Origin of the sequence: Gordonia sp. C13 (genome assembly GCF_023218005.1) — a bacterium.
In the GTDB taxonomy this organism is placed as follows: domain Bacteria; phylum Actinomycetota; class Actinomycetes; order Mycobacteriales; family Mycobacteriaceae; genus Gordonia; species Gordonia namibiensis.
In genome coordinates, this window is sequence record NZ_JALPSY010000001.1 from 144,692 (window position 1) to 165,265 (window position 20,574).

General features: G+C 66.7%; 20 protein-coding genes and 1 riboswitch. Of the genes, 2 read left to right on the top strand and 18 right to left on the bottom strand.

All coding sequences use genetic code 11. The features are described 5' to 3' along the window. Nucleotides 1-6: 6 nt before the first annotated feature. The 10 genes from M1L58_RS00660 to M1L58_RS00705 all read right to left on the bottom strand — a co-directional run bounded on the left by M1L58_RS00660 (nucleotide 7) and on the right by M1L58_RS00705 (nucleotide 10,670). On the bottom strand, nucleotides 7-471 hold the full coding sequence (locus tag M1L58_RS00660) for a PH domain-containing protein (RefSeq protein WP_248657476.1): 465 nt from the start codon (nucleotides 469-471) through the stop codon (nucleotides 7-9). Beyond that, nucleotides 468-980 carry a 6,7-dimethyl-8-ribityllumazine synthase gene (ribH, locus tag M1L58_RS00665; RefSeq protein ID WP_006866312.1) on the bottom strand — a complete coding sequence of 171 codons (513 nt, stop codon included), beginning with the start codon at nucleotides 978-980 and terminating at the stop codon, nucleotides 468-470. The genes M1L58_RS00660 and ribH overlap by 4 nt, the downstream gene beginning before the upstream one ends. Beyond that, a complete protein-coding gene (locus M1L58_RS00670; protein WP_006866313.1) occupies nucleotides 977-2,290 on the bottom strand; it encodes a bifunctional 3,4-dihydroxy-2-butanone-4-phosphate synthase/GTP cyclohydrolase II in 1,314 nt (437 codons plus the stop codon). The genes ribH and M1L58_RS00670 overlap by 4 nt, the downstream gene beginning before the upstream one ends. Nucleotides 2,291-2,328: 38 nt before the next feature. Further along, nucleotides 2,329-2,970: a riboflavin synthase gene (locus M1L58_RS00675; RefSeq protein ID WP_248657477.1), complete on the bottom strand. Its 642-nt coding sequence runs from the start codon at nucleotides 2,968-2,970 to the stop codon at nucleotides 2,329-2,331. A 44-nt stretch (nucleotides 2,971-3,014) separates the two neighbouring features. Further along, a riboswitch (FMN riboswitch) is annotated at nucleotides 3,015-3,171 on the bottom strand. A 94-nt stretch (nucleotides 3,172-3,265) separates the two neighbouring features. Beyond that, nucleotides 3,266-4,291: a bifunctional diaminohydroxyphosphoribosylaminopyrimidine deaminase/5-amino-6-(5-phosphoribosylamino)uracil reductase RibD gene (gene ribD / locus M1L58_RS00680; protein ID WP_248657478.1), complete on the bottom strand. Its 1,026-nt coding sequence runs from the start codon at nucleotides 4,289-4,291 to the stop codon at nucleotides 3,266-3,268. Nucleotides 4,292-4,299: 8 nt separating this feature from the next. Continuing rightward, nucleotides 4,300-5,004 (bottom strand): ribulose-phosphate 3-epimerase, encoded by a 705-nt coding sequence (rpe, locus tag M1L58_RS00685; RefSeq protein ID WP_154882426.1) that lies wholly within the window; start codon nucleotides 5,002-5,004, stop codon nucleotides 4,300-4,302. A gap of 834 nt (nucleotides 5,005-5,838) precedes the next feature. Then, nucleotides 5,839-8,382 (bottom strand): TPR repeat region-containing protein, encoded by a 2,544-nt coding sequence (locus M1L58_RS00690; RefSeq protein WP_248657479.1) that lies wholly within the window; start codon nucleotides 8,380-8,382, stop codon nucleotides 5,839-5,841. After that, nucleotides 8,382-8,687, bottom strand: a complete 306-nt coding sequence (locus tag M1L58_RS00695; RefSeq protein ID WP_040535798.1) for a hypothetical protein — start codon at nucleotides 8,685-8,687, stop codon at nucleotides 8,382-8,384. Before M1L58_RS00695 ends, M1L58_RS00690 begins: the two co-directional genes overlap by 1 nt. Nucleotides 8,688-8,784: 97 nt before the next feature. Next, the gene (locus M1L58_RS00700; protein WP_248657480.1) at nucleotides 8,785-9,378 is read right to left on the bottom strand and encodes a GNAT family N-acetyltransferase; all 594 of its coding nucleotides are present in this window, start codon (nucleotides 9,376-9,378) and stop codon (nucleotides 8,785-8,787) included. A 32-nt stretch (nucleotides 9,379-9,410) separates the two neighbouring features. Next, on the bottom strand, nucleotides 9,411-10,670 hold the full coding sequence (locus M1L58_RS00705) for a DUF222 domain-containing protein (protein ID WP_248657697.1): 1,260 nt from the start codon (nucleotides 10,668-10,670) through the stop codon (nucleotides 9,411-9,413). Between the two features lie 190 nt (nucleotides 10,671-10,860). On the opposite strand from M1L58_RS00705, the gene M1L58_RS00710 reads away from it, so the two are divergent. Together M1L58_RS00710 and M1L58_RS00715 are read left to right on the top strand one after the other, a co-directional pair. Beyond that, nucleotides 10,861-11,196, top strand: a complete 336-nt coding sequence (locus M1L58_RS00710) for an ArsR/SmtB family transcription factor (protein ID WP_248657481.1) — start codon at nucleotides 10,861-10,863, stop codon at nucleotides 11,194-11,196. After that, nucleotides 11,193-11,672 carry an SRPBCC domain-containing protein gene (locus tag M1L58_RS00715; RefSeq protein ID WP_248657482.1) on the top strand — a complete coding sequence of 160 codons (480 nt, stop codon included), beginning with the start codon at nucleotides 11,193-11,195 and terminating at the stop codon, nucleotides 11,670-11,672. The genes M1L58_RS00710 and M1L58_RS00715 overlap by 4 nt, the downstream gene beginning before the upstream one ends. 118 nt (nucleotides 11,673-11,790) lie before the next feature. Here the strand turns inward: M1L58_RS00715 and M1L58_RS00720 are convergent, their stop codons facing one another. From M1L58_RS00720 to mihF, 8 genes are all read right to left on the bottom strand, one after another. Then, entirely contained in the window at nucleotides 11,791-13,206 is a 1,416-nt protein-coding gene (locus tag M1L58_RS00720) for an RsmB/NOP family class I SAM-dependent RNA methyltransferase (protein ID WP_248657483.1), read from the bottom strand. Then, nucleotides 13,203-14,162 (bottom strand): methionyl-tRNA formyltransferase, encoded by a 960-nt coding sequence (gene fmt / locus M1L58_RS00725; RefSeq protein ID WP_248657484.1) that lies wholly within the window; start codon nucleotides 14,160-14,162, stop codon nucleotides 13,203-13,205. Before fmt ends, M1L58_RS00720 begins: the two co-directional genes overlap by 4 nt. Further along, on the bottom strand, nucleotides 14,163-16,130 hold the full coding sequence (locus tag M1L58_RS00730; protein ID WP_248657485.1) for a primosomal protein N': 1,968 nt from the start codon (nucleotides 16,128-16,130) through the stop codon (nucleotides 14,163-14,165). It abuts the gene before it with no gap. A 60-nt stretch (nucleotides 16,131-16,190) separates the two neighbouring features. Further along, nucleotides 16,191-17,399 carry a methionine adenosyltransferase gene (metK, locus tag M1L58_RS00735; protein WP_006866328.1) on the bottom strand — a complete coding sequence of 403 codons (1,209 nt, stop codon included), beginning with the start codon at nucleotides 17,397-17,399 and terminating at the stop codon, nucleotides 16,191-16,193. A 123-nt stretch (nucleotides 17,400-17,522) separates the two neighbouring features. Then, nucleotides 17,523-18,782: a bifunctional phosphopantothenoylcysteine decarboxylase/phosphopantothenate--cysteine ligase CoaBC gene (gene coaBC / locus M1L58_RS00740; protein ID WP_248657486.1), complete on the bottom strand. Its 1,260-nt coding sequence runs from the start codon at nucleotides 18,780-18,782 to the stop codon at nucleotides 17,523-17,525. A gap of 13 nt (nucleotides 18,783-18,795) precedes the next feature. Continuing rightward, nucleotides 18,796-19,095, bottom strand: a complete 300-nt coding sequence (gene rpoZ / locus M1L58_RS00745; RefSeq protein WP_006357204.1) for a DNA-directed RNA polymerase subunit omega — start codon at nucleotides 19,093-19,095, stop codon at nucleotides 18,796-18,798. Between the two features lie 41 nt (nucleotides 19,096-19,136). After that, nucleotides 19,137-19,766: a guanylate kinase gene (gene gmk, locus M1L58_RS00750; protein ID WP_248657487.1), complete on the bottom strand. Its 630-nt coding sequence runs from the start codon at nucleotides 19,764-19,766 to the stop codon at nucleotides 19,137-19,139. Nucleotides 19,767-19,806: 40 nt separating this feature from the next. Beyond that, a complete protein-coding gene (gene mihF, locus M1L58_RS00755; protein ID WP_004021989.1) occupies nucleotides 19,807-20,121 on the bottom strand; it encodes an integration host factor, actinobacterial type in 315 nt (104 codons plus the stop codon). Between the last annotated feature and the right edge of the window lie 453 nt (nucleotides 20,122-20,574).

Consider the following 20,574-nt stretch of genomic DNA (forward strand, 5'->3'; position numbering starts at 1 on the left):
TCCAGGCTAGTTGGCGGGTCGGACGGTCCCGCGATAGCGCTCTTCGAGCTCGCGGAACCGGGCCATCGCCTCGACGGCCCGCGGGCCGTCGTTGGCCTGAACGGCCAGGACGGTGATGTGTTCGTCGGACGGGAACAGCAGCCAGGCGCCGTAGCCCTTCTCCGGGTAGGTCAGCCCGAGCACCTGGTCCCAACCGAACAGCCGGACCGGTACGAGGTTGCGCACCTCGACGCCCTCGGCCCCGACGCGCAGCCGCGGACGGGTCAGCAGGAGGATGGCGCCGGAGACGAGGACGCCGATCAGGATGATCGCGACCTGGTCGGAGCCGCCGAGGTTGCGGACCCCGACGTCCTCGACCGTCAGCAGCAGCCCGAAGATGATGTGGATGGCCAGCACGATCACGGCCGCGATGATCGCCCAGCGGGGCAACTTACGCGGCCGATAGACCAGGTCCCATCGCGGGGAGGTCACGCCGATGCTCCTCCGACCGCGTTCGGCAGGGCCTCACCGCGTGCCAGTGCACGCAGGGTCAGTGCCGACGCCAGTGCGGCGACGGTCGCCTGGGCGCCCTTGTCCTCGGTCGAACCGGGCAGGCCCGCGCGGGCGATGGCCTGCTCCTCGGTGAGCGTGGTCAGCACACCGTTGCCGACCGGGGTCGACTCGTCGAGCGAGACGCGGGTCAGACCCGCGGTCACCGCGTCGCACACGTACTCGAAATGCGGTGTCTCACCCTTGATCACGACGCCGAGCGCGACGACGGCGTCGTGGGTGCGGGCCAGCGCCTGCACGATGACCGGCAACTCGATCGCACCTGCCACCTGCACGATGGTCGGCTCGGTGACACCGTTCTCGTTGGCCGCGCGGACCGCGCCGTCGAGCAGTGCGCCACAGATCTTCTCGTGCCACTGCGACGACACGATCGCCAGCCGGAGCTTGCCGGCGTCGGCGAGTTCGAGGGTCGGTTCTCCGTGGCCGCTCATGCAGGGGCTCCTTCAGATGCATCGTCACCGGTGTGCGCAAGGTCGTCGAGGCCCACGAGGTCGTGTCCCATCCGGTCGCGCTTGGTGCGAAGGTAGCGCAGGTTCTCGGCGTTGGCGCGCACCGGCATCGGCACACGGTCGACGATGTGCAGGCCGTAGCCGTCGAGGCCGACGCGCTTGGCCGGGTTGTTGGTGAGCAGACGCATCGACGACACACCGAGGTCGACGAGGATCTGGGCGCCGAGACCGTAGTCACGGGAGTCGGCGGGCAGACCCAGTTCCAGGTTGGCGTCGACGGTGTCGGCGCCGGCGTCCTGCAGCTGGTAGGCCTGCAGCTTGTGCAGCAGGCCGATGCCGCGGCCCTCGTGGCCACGCATGTACAGGATGATGCCGCGGCCTTCCTCGGCCACCATCTCCATCGCGGCGTCGAGCTGCGGACCGCAGTCGCAGCGCAACGAGCCGAAGACGTCGCCGGTCAGGCACTCCGAGTGCACGCGGACGAGGACGTCGTGTCCGTCGTCGCTGGAGATGTCGCCCTTGACCAGGGCGACGTGCTCGACGTCGTCGTAGACGCTGGAGTAGCCGACGGCGCGGAAGTCGCCGTGACGGGTGGGGATCCGGGCGTCGGCGACGCGCACGACGTGCTTCTCGTGACGACGACGCCATGCGATGAGGTCGGCGATCGAGATCATGGCTAGGTCGTGCTCGTCGGCGAAGACGCGCAGCTCGTCGGAGCGGGCCATCGAGCCCACGTCCTTCTGGCTGACGATCTCGCAGATGACACCGGCCGGTGCGAGGTCGGCGAGGCGGGCCAGGTCGACGGCGGCCTCGGTGTGGCCGGGACGACGCAGCACGCCGCCCTCCTTGGCGCGCAGTGGGACCACGTGGCCGGGACGGGTGAAGTCACCCGCGGTGGCCTCCGGGTCGGCGAGCAGGCGCATGGTGGTGGCGCGGTCCGAGGCACTGATGCCGGTGCCGATGCCCTCGCGGGCGTCGACGGTCACGGTGTAGGCGGTGCCGTGCTTGTCCTGGTTCATCGAGTACATCGGGGGCAGACCGAGACGGTCGCAGGCGTCGCCGTCGAGCGGGACGCACAGGTAGCCCGAGGTGTAGCGGACCATGAAGGCGACGAGCTCCGGGGTGGCCTTCTCGGCCGCGAAGATCAGGTCGCCCTCGTTCTCCCGGTCCTCGTCGTCGACCACGACGACCGCCTTGCCGGCGGCGATGTCGGCGATGGCCCGTTCGATCGAGTCGAGCTGGACTCGTTCGTCGGTGGTCGCGTCTTCACCATCACGCGGCGATTCGCTCATCAGAACCTCACTCGTTGTGCTCATTTCGGCCGCTGTGCTCATTTCGTCTCGGTGACTTCAAGCGCAGGGACAGCTGGGGTATTTCCGAGGTGCAGACGTTCGACGTACTTGGCGATCACGTCGACCTCGAGGTTGACCACGGTGCCGGGCTTGGTTGCACCGAGGTTGGTCTCGTTGAGGGTGGTGGGGATCAGGGAGATCTCGAACCACGAGTCGTCACCCGGTCCGCCGACGGACGAGACGGTCAACGACACACCGTCGACGGTGATCGAGCCCTTCTCCACGAGGTAGCGGGTGAGCTTCTCCGGCACGCCGATGCGCACGACGGTCCAGTTCTCCGAGGGGCTCACGGACAGGACGCGACCGGTCCCGTCGACGTGGCCCTGCACGATGTGGCCGCCGAAACGCCCGTTGGCGGGCATGGCGCGTTCGAGGTTGACGGTGCTGCCCGCGGCGAGGTCGGACAGCGAGCTGCGACGAAGCGTCTCGCCCATCACGTCGACGGTGAACTCGCCCGGTCGGAGGTCGACGACGGTCAGACACACGCCGTTGACCGCGATGGAGTCGCCGTGGCCGGCATCGGCGGTGACGATGGGTCCCCGCACGGTGAAGCGGGCTGCGTCAGAGAGATCCTCGCGGTCGGCGATGACGCCGAGTTCCTCCACGATTCCGGTGAACACGCACTCCTCCTGCTCGCTCGGAGCAGACAGGGCGGCACTGTGTCGCCTGTTCTCTCGCATCCGGACTATGACCGTCGGCTTCGGAATCTCACCGAATCTGCTGTCCCTGTCTTCCGACAGGCGCTCGCGGGCTGGAAGGTGCATATCCATAGCACCCTCATCACCGCCGGTGGGGAATCTCACCCCGCCCCGAGAACTGGTGATATCGACGCTAGCACGATGCACGAACGGAGTCGCATTGGAATTTCGCTGAGCGAAACAGTCCGGCCCAGGTGTGTCGCGCATCTCGCCCTGCTCAGACCTGCGCCGATGGCCGCACAGAGCGGGCCAGTGTGACCAACACGTCATTCCCGAGCGTCGTGACCTCGCGGGTCTCGAACCGTCTGGCGTCGCCCAGAGTGGTGACTCCCGGGATCTCGATGGAACTGCGTCCCGCGCCCAGGACCATCGGCGCCACGTAGGCGTGCACCTCGTCGACGAGGTCGGCGGCAAAGAAGGCGCCGAGGATGTGCGGCCCGCCCTCCACCAGGACCCAGAGTGCGTCGGGCAGTGCGGCGAGGACGTCAGCCGGGTCGTGGGAGTCGACCCGGACCAGCGGTCCCCCGGTGTCCCCGCGGAGGTTGGCGTCGGCCGGTAGGTCGCGGTGTCCGAGCACCACGCGCGCCGGCTGGTGCGGATAGAGCCCGCCGTCGGCGGTGCGGGCGGTGAGGGTCGGGTTGTCGGCGAGGGCCGTGCCGGTGCCGATGACGATGGCGTCGAGGCGTGATCGCTGCTCGTGGGCGTGGTCGCGGGCGGCGGGACCGGTGATCCACTGGCTGGTGCCGTCGGGAGCAGCGATCCGGCCGTCGATGCCGGCCGCGATCTTGGCGGTGACCATCGGCCGCCCGAGCCGCTGTCGGGTGAGCCACGGACGCAGTGGACCGTTCTCCACGACGTCGGCCGCGACTCCCCCGGTCACCCGGATGCCGGCGGCCCGGAGGGTATCGGCGCCACCTGCGGCTACGGGGTTGGGATCGCTGACCGCGTAGTGGACCTCGGCGACGCCGGCCTCGATGAGTGCCTGCGAACACGGACCGGTGCGTCCGGTGTGGTTGCAGGGTTCGAGCGTGACGATCGCGGTGCCGCCCCGTGCGGCGTCACCCGCCGCACGCAAGGCCATGACCTCGGCATGCGGGCCGCCCGGCGGTTGGGTCGCGCCGACGCCGGCGACAGTGCCGTCAGCGGCCAGGATCACCGCTCCGACAGGCGGATTGGGTGAGCTGACACCCATGGCCGCATACGACGCCTCGACGGCGCGGACCATGGCGGCGGCGATGTCCATGTGTCAGGTCAGATGTCGCTGTGGGCGCGTGCGGTCGCGGCGGACTCGCGGAGGGCGGCGACGGCCTGGCCGGGGTCGGCGGCACCGTAGACCGCCGATCCGGCGACGAAGCAGTCGATTCCGGCCTCGGCCGCCTCTTCGATGGTGTCGGCGTTGATGCCGCCGTCGATCTCGACGAGCAGCCTCAGATCCTCGGAATCGATGAACTTCCGGATGGCGCGGGCCTTCTCGAGAACCTCCGGGATGAACTTCTGCCCACCGAAACCGGGTTCGACGCTCATGATGAGCAGGGTGTCAAAGTCGCGGAGGATCTCCAGATACGGCTCGAGCGCGGTGCCCGGCTTGATCGACAGACCCGCCTTCGCACCGGCGGCGCGGATGTCACGGGCGACGCCGATCGGATTCTCGGTGGCCTCCGCATGGAAGGTGACGTTGTAGGCGCCGGCCTCGGCATACGGCGGCGCCCAGCGCTCCGGGTTCTCGATCATCAGATGGCAGTCGAGCGGGATGTCGGTGGCCTTCAGCAGGCTCTCGACGATCGGCAGACCCAGCGTCAGGTTCGGCACGAAGTGGTTGTCCATCACGTCGACGTGCAGCCAATCGGCACGGGTGGCACCGGGCTTGGCAACAGCAGCCGCCTCGTCGGCGAGATTCGCGAAGTCCGCGGACAGAATGGACGGAGCGATCATGGGCGCGTTACCAGCGGTGCACATGGTGGACAAGTGTAGGGCGCGGCAGTCACCGCCCCCGCGATCGGTAGAAGTAATGCGCGCTATATGCCGATTTCTTCTACTCGACGCCGGACATCGGCCAGCCAGGGTTCTGGTGCTCCGGTGCGCGCGGGACGGCGCTGCTTCCGCGCACCTCGGACTCTGGGGGCACGCCTTCGGGGCGGGGTAGCGAATCACATCCCGCCATTTCTCGATGGAATTCAGGACCGTTCGCAACGAACTCGAAATCGAGCACTCGCCAGCCTCCGAAGACGTCGTTCTGAGGCCGCCGCGCACTTCCACGCTGTCGCGGGGGCGGCGACTGACCAATCCTGTCAAATTCGATTATCGAAACCAGACTGCTCTTCGCATAGGTCTCCCACAATCCTGTGCTGATTACCCCTGTCGGACTTGACGCGTAACCGAATTCGCACAGAACGAGTCTAGTCATGGATCCGCGATCATCACGACGCAAAACGCTGAACGTCGACGTGCCAACCAACTCTCTTCCAGCGCTGGCCGAGTTCGGCCGTAGCACCGAGGAAGCGAATCCGTCTGGCGCAGCCTCCAGAAATCCGGGATAAGCCCAAGACGTCGAACTTCCCTCGCGGGCCACATAGAACGACTCCACAAACCCGCGAACGAACGTACCTTCGGCTGCCAGAGGATCGAACTTCTCGTCGGCAACCCATCTGAAAGTGACGTCGAAACCTGGCGGTAGGCCTTCGTCGACGCCAGAGCCAGATTCCTCGACTCCCCTTGAGTCGGCATCTTGGGTGCACGAGCACAGTACGAACGCAGAAACTAGTACCGCCACAACCCGAAGAAGAAGCGTCCTCACCATCCACCCCCGTTGGGGGTTGGACGATTATGCCTCTCCATCTCACCTTGGTACTGATTCAAGAAATCATTGTCGCGAGCCCCAAAGAGCCTCCCCGCCACCTCGCTCAACACCGTCCTATCCATTCCATCCGGACTCAGCCCGTCGCGTCGCAACGATTCGACGAAAGCAGGATCGTCCATCCTGTCGCCGTAGATTTCCCTCATCTCAGGGCTGTCTACGAAATCCGGATTGTTCTTGAGATAGCCTTCCATCATTCCTTCGTATACGAAATCCATATTCGTACTTCTGAAAACACTGGCTCGCACCTCGTTGAACTTGACGTCAGGAGAGATGTCAGACGCGTTGGGAGGATCGCCGATAATACTCAACTTGAGCGCCGAGGACGAGAGATCGACAAGAGAACTCAGGCCCGGATGGAGGCCCGGTATCGCAGTTCCCAGAGCTGCAATCGAGTCAAACGCCGCCCCATAGCGCGCGTAATCTCTGGCCGCCTTGTAGCGTTCGTCCTCGACATCCTCATCCAACATGTCGTTTAGACCTGCAGTCATCGCGCCGTGGAGTCTGCCTGCAATTTTGCCTAGGCCAGAGCGACTGTCGTCGGCACCGAATACTTGCTCCAAGACACCCGCTTGCATCATGGCATTTGTGTTCACGATTCGACCAGCTTCAGGATCCGTGTCCAAGACCTGGAAGAGTCCCTTCAAGTCGTGGGCATCACTTAGCTGTGAAGCGCCACGCGTCTGGAAGATATCCTGGTCAGCGCCAGCCATCTCAGCGAGGTATGGCGCTATCGATTTCGCCAACGTCCTCGTCAGCTCCGGGTTTAGTTCGCCGAGAGCTTGGTCGCCGTGCACATCGGCGAAATAATCCTTGTTGTCGCCAAGGTATTCACCTAGTGCGGTTGCGATTTGGCCGGACCGGACGCTATCAGCCATTCTCACATCGGGCGCTCCGTCGGGGGTGCTCGCTACGTCCGGCATCCAGTTGAAAAGCTTATTGACGCCAGAGTTTTCTTTTCCGTCATCGTCTGTCCAATCGAACGAAAGAAGGTTCTTCAGAGTGCCCGCATCATGGAGAGTCGTTTTGTTCCCATCAAGGTCGTAGGCGGCGATCCCGCCGCCATCAACGTCCCGCCCCGTCCCGGACATAACAGCGTCATGAACCGCGATGTGGTCCGTGCCGGCCACATCGAGCATTCGAACGAGTAGACCTTCAACCTCGGACTTGTCAATATTGCTGTGGCCGAAGGTTCCGAGGTCGGTGACGTAAGCCCCCTCTCTACCGGCCGCTACCTCGCCAGCCCTTGCTATCAAAGCGCGGTCCACATCGCTACCAAGTTGAAGAGAGTCAGAACCGTATAACTCATCAGCGTCCAACGACCGATGCTCGAGGATATCCACCAATGACTTGAGGTCATTGAACGTGTTCAGATTGTTAACCGACTTGCTACTCCCCGAATGCGCACCCGCGTCGCTGGCGCTCAGCTGCCCCTTGCTACTGGCCGGACTCGTCAACACCTCGCGAACTGGCGCAGACAGTTCGTTCAGTCCGCCCGTCACAAATCTCGGTCCCGGTGGCAATCCCATCTGCTCAAGTGGGCCGGCAAGGAACGTCGGCTCGACCTGCTGGTCTGTCCGCAAGCTTGGGTTACCGAGAAGGTAGATACCGTCACCGAGCGCGTTCTTGAGCTGAAGACGTTCCGCGCCAGAGTATTCGTCACCGAAACGCTTCAAAGCGTCGAGCGAGTAGGGCGCCGAGCCTTCAGCACTCTGACCCCAATTGGGCGTGTAGATGGCCTTCAGATAATCGAACTGTTCTTTAGAGATGACCGCTTCTTCGCCGCGTGCCAGCGCCGCGCGCTGTTCGGGCGTCAGACTGGTCGCACGGTAGAAGCGTTCCTTCTGCTCCGGTGTTGCAGTCCCGCTCATGATCGCCTGGACGTCGCGACTTGCTTGCCCGGCGGAGAAGCTCGAACTGAGCGGAGCGTTGATCTCGGCGTTGCCGAAGACCACATTCAGCGCGCGGGCACCGTTACGGTCGTCCTCCCCGATCTGGTACGCCAGCGACTGCAGCGACAACGTCGCTGTCTTCGCCTCCTCGGCGCGCTTGGCCAGGTCGTTCCGAATCGACTGTTCGGCCGCGCTTCCGGCCTCCACACCGTTCAACTCCGAGGCGTAGTCCCGAGCGTCGCGCACGGTCCAGTCATCCGAGACGCTGAACTTGTCGAGTTCGAGGCCGAGCGCCTTCGTCAGAGCAGTGCTTCGGTTGGGGCTGATCGCGGCGGCCGTGTCGTGCAGCACCCTCGCGGCCGCGTTGAGTTCGGTGGCGAGCCTGTTGATCTCGTCTCGGTCGGACGTCGTACGGTCTTCGCACGCACGCTTGGATTCGCCCGACCAGCCCTCCACGTTCATGGGAGCATCGGCCATCGTCTTGGTCTGGGTTCGCAGATGTTCGGCTGTCGTCTCCAGAGAGTCCGCAGACTGGAGCAGGACCATCACGTCCCAGCTGTTGACGGTCGACCGTGTCGGACGGTTCATCAGAACACGGAAATGGCTCGGAAACCGCTCGCCAACTCTTCATCGGTGTCTGCGAACTCGGTCGCAACCTGGTAGCAGGTCTGCGAAACCGCGTCCATGCGAGCAGCTGCGCGACCGAGAAGAGTTCGAACGAGGTCATCTTTGCCGGCGCAGGCGCCATTGAATGCCGAACCCGGCATCGCCGCAGCTGCGTCAGCGAATCCGGTACTGCCCGACCAGAGCGCCCGGGTGGCATTCGAACACTCGGCCAGCGTCTTGCCGACGCCCTCTATTGCACCCTTCTCGGCTTCCAGGCGATAAGTCACTGTGAGTCCCCCGTCCCCGGCATCAACACCTCTTGACACCCCTCCACTCAGACAACCTAGTACGAGACAGTACGAAGTGGGGATTCGACATCCACAATCACGGAACCCGGACCATGGCCCACACGTCCGGGCCGTCGTCGGGCAGAGAAACCTTCCCGGTCACCTCGAACCCGAGTCGTTCGTAGAATCTGACGTTCTCCGGGGATGAGGTCTCGAGGTATGCGGCATACCCCTCTGTCCGGGCCGCCTCGAGCCCTGGCTCGAGCACAGCTCTGCCGAGCCCTCGTCCCTGCGAATGTGGCGCGACCCCGACCGTGGCCAGATTCCAGACGGGTTCGGCCGGCCGGAGACCGGCGGTTGCCTCGTCGGCCCGCGCGGCGACGTTTACTCGGTCTCCGTACAGGTCGACCACTCGGGATGCGATGTCGCCGAACGCCTCGTCGAGACCCGACGAGGACGGAGTGATCCACACCGCCACGGCGGCAAGGTCGTCCGAGACCCAGACGCGGCCGCACCGCATGCCGATCTCGGCGAGATACAGACGCTGCAGAGACTCCACGCGTGCGCCATGGTCACGCGCATCCACCGTGTGTCTGGTGAACGGATAGTCGGCGAAGGCCTGGCCGAGCGTTTCTGCGGCAGCGTCGACGTCTTCCGGAGTCGCCGGTCGAATCAAAGGGCGGATCGTCACGCGAAGCGAGGTTACCCGGCGCCTCGCAGCATTCAAGCGACCGCGAGTAGCTGCAGCAGCTTCGTCTCGATCATGCTGCGGTCAGGACTTTGGTGACCGATTGCCGGCGGCGGGGCACTCCGATGCCGGGCGCCGGTCGGGGTGATGACGTCGATGACCCGGATGTCTCCGGCCATACGAACCGAATATCCCCAGCCGTCAGCCTCTTTCGCCCGATTGTGGGTGACACAGATGCCGTCGGCGTTGGCTTCGCTGGTCGGGCCGTCGTGTCGATGCGGTTTCGCGTGGTCGATCTCTACGATCGGCACGCCGCAGTACGGAGTTCGACAGCGCTGGTCTCGGAGTCGAACGAAGTGCGCGAGTGCGGCCGGGAAGGTTCGCGATCTCGACTCCATCGACACCAGTGCACCATCCGACGGACGTGCATAGACACGACGCAGCGTCGAGGCGGTCTCGCCATCGGGCGACACCGATGCGGCGACGAGTTCCCGTGCCACCGCTGCCGGGATCGGTCCGTACCCCTGCACTTCAGCCGCCGAATCGTTCAACCCGAGCAGACACTCGTCGGACATGATCATGTTCACTGCCACCGGCACCGGCTCCGCTGCGGATCGACCGGTGACACGTTCGACCAGCGTGTCGGCCATAATCTGCGCGTGCGTGCGATCGTCGGTGCCGAGCACCGAGTCGGCGTGCTTCTTGAGCGAGGCATATACGGAGATCCCCTGCGTCATCGGCAACAACGCCGAAAGCTGGGTCATCAGATCCGGCGCCGGCCGCACGCTGACCCGCCGATCCTTCTCGGACTTGGCCTTTCGCGCAACCACCGCGGCCGGTTCGAGTTCGTAGGCATGACGCTTTGCCCGGGCTTCGACCTCTCGATCGGAAGCACCCACCAGCGCCCGATGGTCGCCGCACACCCGGCGGTCGATCTCCTCCCGCGATTCGCGAGTCAGATAAGCGGTCTCGCGGACGAGGATCGTGGCACGCCACTCGGTGAGGACTCCGTCCGCGAGAGCCGCCATCGTATGCGGCATCTCATGTGCCAGGGCACGAGCGAACCCGAGGTACTGGCTCCCCTTCTGCGGTGAGGCCTTACGCGCCAACCCTATTTCGGCGGCAAGCCCCCGGCCCCTTCGCTGCGGCGGGACATTCCTCGCGGCCTCATCGGCTGCACGAAGCTGATCGAGGTTCGCGGTCTCACGCACCTGCGCCGCGGAACAGGCGGACTTCACCTCCTCGAGCAGCGTCAGTCGATGCACCGACTCGACCTCGTCGACGCCCGCAGCCATCCCGGCGAGGAGGTGTTGAAAAGCGCGAAGATCATCCGTCGACAGGTCCGGGGTTCCGACTGCGCGTGTTTCGTACATACATTCGATGATACCTACTTTCCCCCTGCTTCGACGTCGTTTTTCACAACAATGCGAAACTCCAATCACTTAACCATTGAGTTCATCAACTCATCGCGTAACACTTAGCCACATGGCAAACAGTTCGGCCGCCCTCGATGAGATATTCGGTGCATTATCGGACCCGACTCGACGCGCCGTCGTCGAACGTCTCGGGCGCGGGTCTGCGAGCGTCGGCGAACTCGCCGACCCCTTCCCCATGTCCCTCCCGTCCTTCATGAAGCACCTGAGGGTTCTCGAGGAGAGCGGCCTGGTCATGACCAAGAAGACCGGGCGCACCCGAATGTGCACGCTCGACCGTCGACGCCTGCGACGCCTACAGACCTGGCTCGAACACCAGCGCATCGTCTGGACCGAACGCACCGACCGACTCGAAGCCTTCGTCACCGAAACCGAGGAGACATCATGATCGACCCCGAACTCGACCTGACCCTGCAACGCATCATCCGCGCACCGCGGCAACGGATCTGGGACGCGTGGACGAAACCCGAGCAGCTCGCGAAGTGGTGGACGCCCTCCCCGACCGTCACCCGGGTCGAGCGTCTCGAACCGCGTCCCGGTGGTGCACTGGTCACGCAGATGAGCGACGACGGCGATACCTTCGTGCCGCACATGGACGCCGTGTTCCTGGTCGTCGACGACCACGAACGCCTGGTGTTCACCAACGCCATCGACAGTTCATGGCGGCCCGCCGAACCCGCACCCGTCCCCATGACCGCCGAGATCACCCTCTGCGAACATCCCGACGGGACCGAGTACAGCGTCGTCGTGCGACACGGCAATCCATCCGATCGCGAACAGCATCACGATCTCGGCTTCTACGACGGCTGGGGCTCGGTCACCGCGGCGCTCGCCGCACTCGTCGAAAACGAGGGGTCGCGATGAGAGTCACCGTCACCGAGTTCATGACCCTCGATGGCATGAATACGAACCGACGCCCGGGCGGCGGTAGCAGACCACGAGGGCGTCGCCGCGGTCACTGCCTCGCACGGCAAGTGAACGATCAGTCCCGGGTCAGCGCCGCCAGGAACATCGCATCCGTGCCGTGGATGTGCGGCCACAGCTGAACGTGCGGCCCATCGCCGAGAAGCTCCGGCCCCAGCTTGCCGACGGTCACCAGCGGGCGGGCGTCGAGTTGACGCGCACCTTGCACCGATGCCAGAACATCGGCGACCACCGACGTGGTCTCGGCCGGGTGCGGCGAGCACGTCGAATAGACCACCACGCCACCGGGTTTGACCAGCCGAAGCGCCTCGGTGAGCAACTCCTTCTGCAGCACGACGAGTTCATCGACATCGGCAGCTGTTCGGCGCCAACGAGATTCGGGCCTGCGGCGCAGCGAGCCGAGACCGGAACAAGGCGCGTCGAGCAGGATGCGGTCGTATCCGGGTTCGAGGCCGCTCGACCGGGCGTCGGCGACGTGGATCGTCACCGGCAGGTCGCTGACCACCTTGCGGATCAGTTCGGCGCGATGCTTCGACACCTCGATGGCATCGAGTCGGGCGGCATCGATCTCGGCGAGCGCGCCGATCAGCGCGGCCTTGCCGCCGGGTCCGGCGCACATGTCGAGCCAGCGGCCGGAGTCGCCGGCGACCTCGGCGACCGTGACCGCACGCGCGATCAGCTGGCTGCCCTCGTCCTGGACACCGGCGTAGCCCTCGCGGATAGCGTCGACGTCACCGGGATCACCGCTGGGCAGGTACACGCAGTACGGCGAGAAGTTGCCTTCCTCTCCCCCGCTGGTCAGCGCCAGTTCCTCGGCGGTGATGTAGCCCGGCCGGGCGACCAGGTGCACTGGCGGCCGTTCGTCGTCGGCGGCGAGCGCCGCCTGCAACTGGCCGGCCGAACCGCCGAGTGCGTCGCGGAACACCTCCGCGATCCAGCGCGGATGCGCGTACTGGAAGGCCAGGTAGCCGACGAGGTCCTCGGCGGGCGACGGCGCGAGCTCCTCGACCCACATGTCCTCGTCCTTCTGCGACACCTTCCGCAGCACGGCGTTGGCGAAACCCGAAGGGCCCATGCCGTTCTCGGAACGTACGAGATCCACCGACGTCGACACCGCCGCATGGGAACCCACGCGCGTCCGCAGCAGCTGATAGGCGCCCAGCCGCAGCACGTCGAGCACCGGGCCGTCGATCTCCTCGACGGGCCGCTTGGCCGCCGCGGCGATCACCGCATCCAGCAGGCCCTGTGCACGTGCGGTGCCGTAGGCGAGTTCGGTCGCGAACGCGGCGTCCCGACCCTCGATCTTGCGGTCCCGCAGCATTTTCGGGAGGACCAGGTTCGCGTAGGCGTCCCGCTCACGAACCGCGCGTAGCGTGTCCCGCGCCGCGACGCGGGCCGGGTCGAGGTCCTTCTGCCGGAACTTCGCGGAGTTGTTGTCCCGCTTGCCCTGGCTCGGTCGGCGATCCGCACTCATCCCAGTACCGTCCCATCGGTCAGTCGGGCGCCGCGCGCCCAGTCGGCGGCCGGCATCGGCTTCTTCCCCGGCGGTTGCACCGTGCCGAGTTTCACCGGTGTCGAACCGGTTCCGACGAACACCGCCTTCTTGGTCACCGCGACCGCACCCGCGGGCAACGGCTCGGCACGGACCGCTTCCGGTAGCGACGCATCGTCCTCGGCGACGGGGCGCACCGGGCCCACCTTGATCCGGGCGTCGTCGAGACTCGTCCACGCCCCGGGCGCCGGCGTGTAGGCGCGGATGAGGCGATCGATGATGTGCGCGGGCAGATCCCAGCGGATACGCGCATCCTCGACCTCGACCTTCGGCGCGTGGCTGACGCCGGCCGCGGGTTGCGGTTCGGGGATGAGTCCCCCGGCCTCGATGCCGTCGAGCGTGTTGACCAGCAGGCCGGCCCCGGCGTCGGCGAGACGGGCGAGCAGGTCGCCGCTGGTGTCGGTCGGCCGGATGGTCTCGGTCAGGATGCCGTAGACCGGCCCGGTGTCGAGGCCTTTCTCCAGCCGGAAGGTGCTGGCACCGGTCACCTCGTCACCTGCGGCGATCGCGGCCTGCACCGGCGCCGCTCCGCGCCACGCGGGCAACACCGAGAAGTGCAGGTTGATCCAGCCGTGGGTCGGCAGCGCGAGCAGATCCTCGGGCACGAGGCCACCGTAGGCGACCACTGCCGCGCAGTCCGGCGCCCAGCGTCGCAACGTCTCGGCGACATCGGGTTCGGACATCCGACGCGGGGTGATCACTTCCAGGCCGTGCTCGTCGGCGAGGACGCCGATCGGTGACCGCACGACCTTGCGGCCGCGGCCCGACACCGCGTCGGGCCGGGTGATGACGCCGACGACCTCATGCGACGGCGAGTCGAGAAGGGCCTGCAACGACGGCACGGCCACCTCGGGGGTGCCGGCGAAAACGATGCGCATTCATCCGATCGTAGGCGGGTCCACCTGGACCCGGATCGGCCCGGTCTGCCGGTGCGTGTTGCGTCGTGCCTGCCCGGCGGCGAGAGCCTCTGCCAGAAGCCGTCCGTGCTTGCGCGGCAACCGCACCAGGATGCGGTCCATCTCGTCGTCCGCGGCGGCCTCCCACTCGGTGCTCCCAGCCGGCGGTCGCACCCCGGGCGGGAGCGGTACCGGCCCGAGAACGTCCGCACCCTCGGGCAGTTCGAGGTGTTCGACGAAGTCGGTGATGACCTGCGTGGGCCCGTCGACCGAGGCCATCGTGACCGCCGGCGGAAATCCCAGTTCGACGCGCTCGTTCAGTTGGAGCGACGCGAATCCGACAGGGTCCCAACGGATCAGCGCCTGGACAGGGGCCAGGGTCGAGTCGGCGACGATGACCACGCGGCCGCCCTCGCCATGCGGCCGGACCATGCCGGCCAACGCCATCCAGCGTCGGACGGCGTGTTCCTCCGCGCGTAGATCGGCACGGTCGAGTTGTGCCCAGGTGTCGACGACGATCGCCGCGCCGTAACCGTCTGGTGCGACCGGTTCGGCGCCCGGCGTCGCGACGACGAGTCGTGCGCCCGGTTCGATCTCGTCGAGGATGGTGTCGCCGCCGCTCGTGTGGACCGGCACACCTGCGAAGGCACGTCCCAGTTCCTCGGCGGTGCGTCGAGCGCCGGTGACCGTCGCGCGCACCTTCGTGTTGCCGCACTCGGGACAGCGGAAGACCGGCTCCGGGCGGCCGCACCAGCGGCAACTCAGACGCTGGTTGCCGTCCATCTGCAGGGGTCCGTTGCACGCGCGGCATCGAGCGTGCTCGCGACACCGCGTACACGCCAGCGACGGCACGTAGCCGCGGCGCGGGACGCTGAAGACAACCGGCTGGTCGGCGGCGAACGCTGAGCGGGCCGCGTCGAAGGCGACCTCGGGGATCCGCGCGGACCTCGCCATCGGATCCCGGGCGATCTGGCGGTCGTCGTCGGAGATTGCCTGCACACGCGGACTGCGGTGGCGGACGAGCGGTCGGTCGGCGACGAGGTCGTGTGCCCACCCCGATGCGACGAGCGCCTGCGCCTCCGCGGTCCGGGCGAAGCCGCCGAGCAGCAGTCCGCACCGTTCCTGATGCGACCGCAGGACCGCGACTTCACGCGGGTGCGGGTACGGCGCGCGGGGATCGGCCATGCTGTCGTCGCCGTCATCCCAGACGACGACGAGACCGAGGTCGGTGACGGGTGCGAACACCGCACTGCGCGTGCCGATCACGAGTTTCGCCGCGCCGCGTCGTGCGGCGAGCCAGCGGCGGTACCTCGCGGTGGGACCGAGACCGGCGGCCAGCGCGACTCCCCGATCGCCGATGAGCGGTTCACATTCCGCCCACACCCGGTCGAGGTCCCGCTGGTCGGGCACGATGATGATGCAGCCGCGCCCGGCCGCCAGGGTCGTCGCGGCGAGTTCGGCGAGTCTGCGGGGCCAGTCCTCCCCCGGCAGCGCCTGCCACGCCGCACGCGGGTGCCCACCGTCGGCAATCGCCTCGAAGAACGACTCGGCCAGCGGGTAGCGTCGCCACGCCTCCGGGTCGGGCGCCTCGACGACGGTCGTCGGTTCCGGCGTCGTCTCCTTTTCGGTGCGTGCGTGACGTGGCGGAATCGCCAGCCGGACAACATCTCCCATGGTGCCCGCGTAGCGGTCGGCGACGGCGCGGCACAGCGAGGCCAGTTCCGGTGACAGGACAGGCTCGGCGGAGACGACGCGGTCGAGCCAGCCCAGCTTGCCGGGGTGATCGCTCTTCTCGATCCGATCGAGCAGGAATCCGTCGATCAGACGACCGGCGAACCGAACGCGGACCCGCGCCCCCGGAACCGCCGTCGCATCCTGATCGGAGTCGATCAGGTAGTCGAACGGTCGGTCGAGGTGTGCGAGTCCGAGTATGGGCAGCACACGGGCCACCGGCAGCGAATCAGCCGGGACCCGTGCGCCTTTCGGGGGCAGGGACTGCGCCCTTCGGGGTCAGAGTCCGGCGGCCGCGCGCAGCTTGTCCGCGCGGTCGGTCCGCTCCCACGGCAGATCGACGTCGGTGCGACCGAAGTGGCCGTACGCGGCGGTCGGACCGTAGATCGGACGCAGCAGGTCCAGGTCGCGGATGATCGCGAGCGGACGCAGGTCGAAGTTCTCCTTGATGACACGCTCGATGACCGCCGGGTCGACGTGCTCGGTGCCGAAGGTCTCGACGAACAGACCGACCGGAGCGGCCTTGCCGATGGCGTAGGCGACCTGGACCTCGATGCGGTTGGCCAGGCCCGCGGCGACCGCGTTCTTGGCGACCCAGCGCATCGCGTAGGCGGCGCTGCGGTCGACCTTCGACGGGTCCTTGCCGGAGAAGGCGCCGCCACCGTGGCGGGCCATGCCGCCGTAGGTGTCGACGATGATCTTGCGGCCGGTCAGGCCGGCGTCGCCCATCGGACCGCCGAGGACGAACTTGCCGGTCGGGTTGACCAGCAGGCGGTAGTCGGAGGTGTCGAGGTTCGGCAGGTCGATGTCGGCGAGAACGGCGTCGACGACCTGCTTCTTGATGTCGGGAGCCAGCAGGTTGTCGAGGTCGATGTCGGCGGCGTGCTGGGTCGACAGGACGACGGTGTCGAGACGGACCGGGATGTCACCGTCGTATTCGATGGTGACCTGGGTCTTGCCGTCGGGACGCAGGTACGGCAGCGTGCCGTCCTTGCGGACCTCGGTGAGACGACGCGACAGACGGTGCGCGAGTGCGATCGGCACCGGCATCAGCTCGGGGGTCTCGTTGGTGGCGTAACCGAACATCAGGCCCTGGTCGCCGGCGCCCTGGCTGTCGATCTCGTCCTCGGAGATGCCGCTACGGCTCTCGTGGGAGTTGAAGACGCCGCCCGCGATGTCCGGGGACTGCGCGCCGATGGCGACGTTGACGCCGCACGACGCGCCGTCGAAGCCCTTGGTCGAGGAGTCGTAGCCGATCTCGAGGATCTTGGCGCGGACGATGCCGGGGATGTCGGCGTAGGCCGTGGTGGTGACCTCGCCCGCGACGTGGACCTGGCCGGTGGTCACCAGGGTCTCGACCGCGACCCGGGCCTTCGGGTCGTCGGTGAGGATGGCGTCGAGGATCGAGTCGCTGATCGCGTCACAGATCTTGTCGGGATGTCCCTCGGTGACGGATTCGCTCGTGAACAGGCGTGACGAGGTGGTCATCAGATCCTCTCGAGATCTCGCGCGCGGATGGTTCCGGCGCCGTTTGGCAGGTATCGGCCGTCGTTGTGGCCGGTGGAGTCACTTTCAAAACTACACAGCAGGCAGTTGCTGTCGCGGCGCCGCTCAGGCCCCCCGACCATCAGGCACCAGTTGACGCACTTCGTCAAGTATCCGACTCGACATGAGTGTTTTCGATCCGAAGGGCAGAGCGGTCTCGTCACCCTTGGCGGACAGCAGCCAACCGGTGTTGTCCTCGGTGCCGAACGCCTTGCCGTCGCCGACCGCGTTCACCACGAGCAGGTCGCATCCCTTGCGGGCGAGTTTGGCCCGACCGTGGTCGAGGACCCCGCCGGTCTCGTCGCCGGTCTCCGCCGCGAAGCCGACGATGACGGTCTCGGACGGAATCCGACCGTCGTCCCGCGCCTCGACCAGCCCGCGGAGGATGTCGGGGTTGGTGGTGAGTTCGATCGGGGCCGGACCCTGAGCGCCCTTCTTGATCTTGGCGTCGGCCACCGCGATGGGCCGGAAGTCGGCTACGGCGGCGGCCATGATGACGACGTCGGCGTCGGCCGCCCGTTTCGTCATCTCCTCGGCGAGTTCCTGCGCGTTGGAGATCCGCACGATGTGGACACCGGCGGGATCGCCGGGGTCGCCGGTCGAACCGGCGACGACGGTGACGCTCGCGCCGCGCTGTGCGGCCGCGCGGGCCAGCGCGAATCCCTGCTTGCCTGAGCTGTGATTGCCCAGGTAGCGCACGGGATCGAGGGGTTCGCGGGTGCCGCCGGCGCTGATGAGTACGCGGACACCGTCGAGGTCGTAGGGCAGGGCGTCGGCGCGGTCGAGGAGCAGCTCGCCGATGAGCGCGATCTCCTGCGGGTCAGGGAGACGGCCGCGGCCGGAATCCGTGCCGGTGAGCCGGCCGGACGCCGGGGTCATGACCGTCGAGCCCTGTTCGCGCAGCGTCGCGATGTTGGCCTGGGTGGCCGGGTGCTCCCACATCTCGGTGTGCATGGCCGGCACGAACAGCACCGGGCACCGCACGGTGAGCAGCGAAGCGGTGAGCAGGTCGTCGGCGCGTCCCTGAGCGGCGCGGGCCATGAGGTCCGCGGTCGCCGGCGCGATGATGACGAGGTCGGCGCCCTGGCCCAGACGCACATGCGCGACCTCGTCGACGTCGTCGAAGACGGTGGTGCTGACCGGGTTACCGCTCAGTGCCTCGAAGGTCGCCTTGCCGACGAACTTGAGTGCGGCGGGGGTCGGCACCACGCGGACCTCGTGCCCGGACTCGGTGAAGTGGCGGATCACCGAGCACACCTTGTATGCGGCGATGCCTCCACCGACGCCGATGAGGATCCGGCGTCGTGTCTTGGTCGGTTTGGTCATCCCGACGCCGAGACTATTCGCCCTCGGTGTGCTCGAGCAGGTCGGAGTGGATCTCGCGCATCGCGATCGACAGCGGCTTCTCCTGCAGGCCCGGCTCCACCAGCGGGCCGACGTACTCGAGGATGCCGTCGCCGAGCTGGTTGTAGTAGTCGTTGATCTGGCGGGCACGCTTGGCCGCGTAGATGACGAGAGCGTACTTCGACGAGGCGCGCTCGAGGAGATCGTCGATCGGCGGATTGGTGATACCCAGCGGCGTGTCGTATGCCGGTGCGTCGGCGATCTCGGTGATGTCGAAATTGGTCGGGGTGGTCACACAAACTCCTGCGTCGAGGTCTGGGATGTCAGAGAGGCTGGTCAGGTCGCGGGCGCGGTGGGCTGCTCAGGTCCGACCAGCAAGGATACCAAGTCGGAGGCCGCTCGGTCGACTTCGCTGTTCACGATGACGTGGTCGAACTCGTCTCGGGCGGCCATCTCGACCTTCGCGGTGGCCAGCCGGCGCTCGATCGCCTCGGGGCTCTCGGTGCCGCGACCGGTCAGCCGGGCCACCAGTTCGTCCCAGCTCGGCGGTGCGAGGAAGACGGTGGTCGCCTCGGGCAACCGGGCGACGACATTGCGCGCCCCGACCAGGTCGACCTCCACCAGAACGGGTTTACCGGCCTCCAGAGCCGCGAGGACGGGCGCGAGCGGGGTGCCCGATCGCTGCAGGCCACCATGGATTTCCGCCCACTCCAGGAGCTCGTCACCGGCGATCATCTTGTCGAAGTCCTCGGCGGACACGAAGTAGTAGTCGCGGCCGTCGACCTCACCGGGACGCGGTGCACGGGTGGTCGCCGAGACGCTGAAGTACAGGTCGGGCAACGCGGCGCGCACCTTGGCGACCACGGTGGACTTGCCGACGGCCGAGGGGCCGACCAAGACAATCAGTCGACCCCTCGTGCGTGCGGCTCCCGCGGTATCCGGCCGGTTGGTCACCGCCGGTCCCACGTGCTCGTCACGCTGCCGTGTTCGGTTGCGATGCTCACGCTCAGGAGCTGAACTTCTCGAGCAGAGCCTTGCGCTGACGGTCGCCGAGACCGCGCAGGCGGCGGGTCGGGGCGATCTCCAGCTCGGTCATGATCTCCTGAGCCTTGACCTTGCCGACCTTGGGCAGGGCCTCGAGCAGTGCCGAGACCTTCATCTTGCCCAGGATCTCGTCGTTCTCGGCATCCTTGAGCACCTGCTGGAGATCGGTGCCACCGCGCTTGAGGCGCTCCTTGAGCTCCGCGCGGACGCGACGAGCGGCAGCTGCCTTCTCCAACGCAGCGGCGCGCTGCTCGTCAGTCAACTGGGGAAGGGCCACGGGTTCCTCCGTCTTTCGTTCTTGATTGGGACTGTCATCGTCCGCCCGGGGGCGTCCGACGGCTTTTGCCACACTGGTGACGCTGCGTCGTCTTCGCAACGATGCGGTCGGGTGGGGACCCGTCCGGCATCACCGATTGTTGGCGGCGAATGCGACCGTACCCACGTGATCAGGCATTTGCGAGCGCGACCCCCCGTTTTCGCGGTGTTTTCTCATGTTGTAGTGCACCGCGGTGGTTCGCTCCGCCACATCGACGCTTCACTCATTGTTGCAACGCTCTGACTACGGCTTTTGCACCGAAACTGCAGGTCACAGCAGTGACACTGGCGACGGAGGTCGATAGCCATGCAAACTACATGCGATCGCGCGATTCACACCCTGAGACAGATGTGACTGGAGTGATGTGACCAGATCCGCGCGGAATTCGATCGCGGTTCGAGCGTGTCGCGTGCT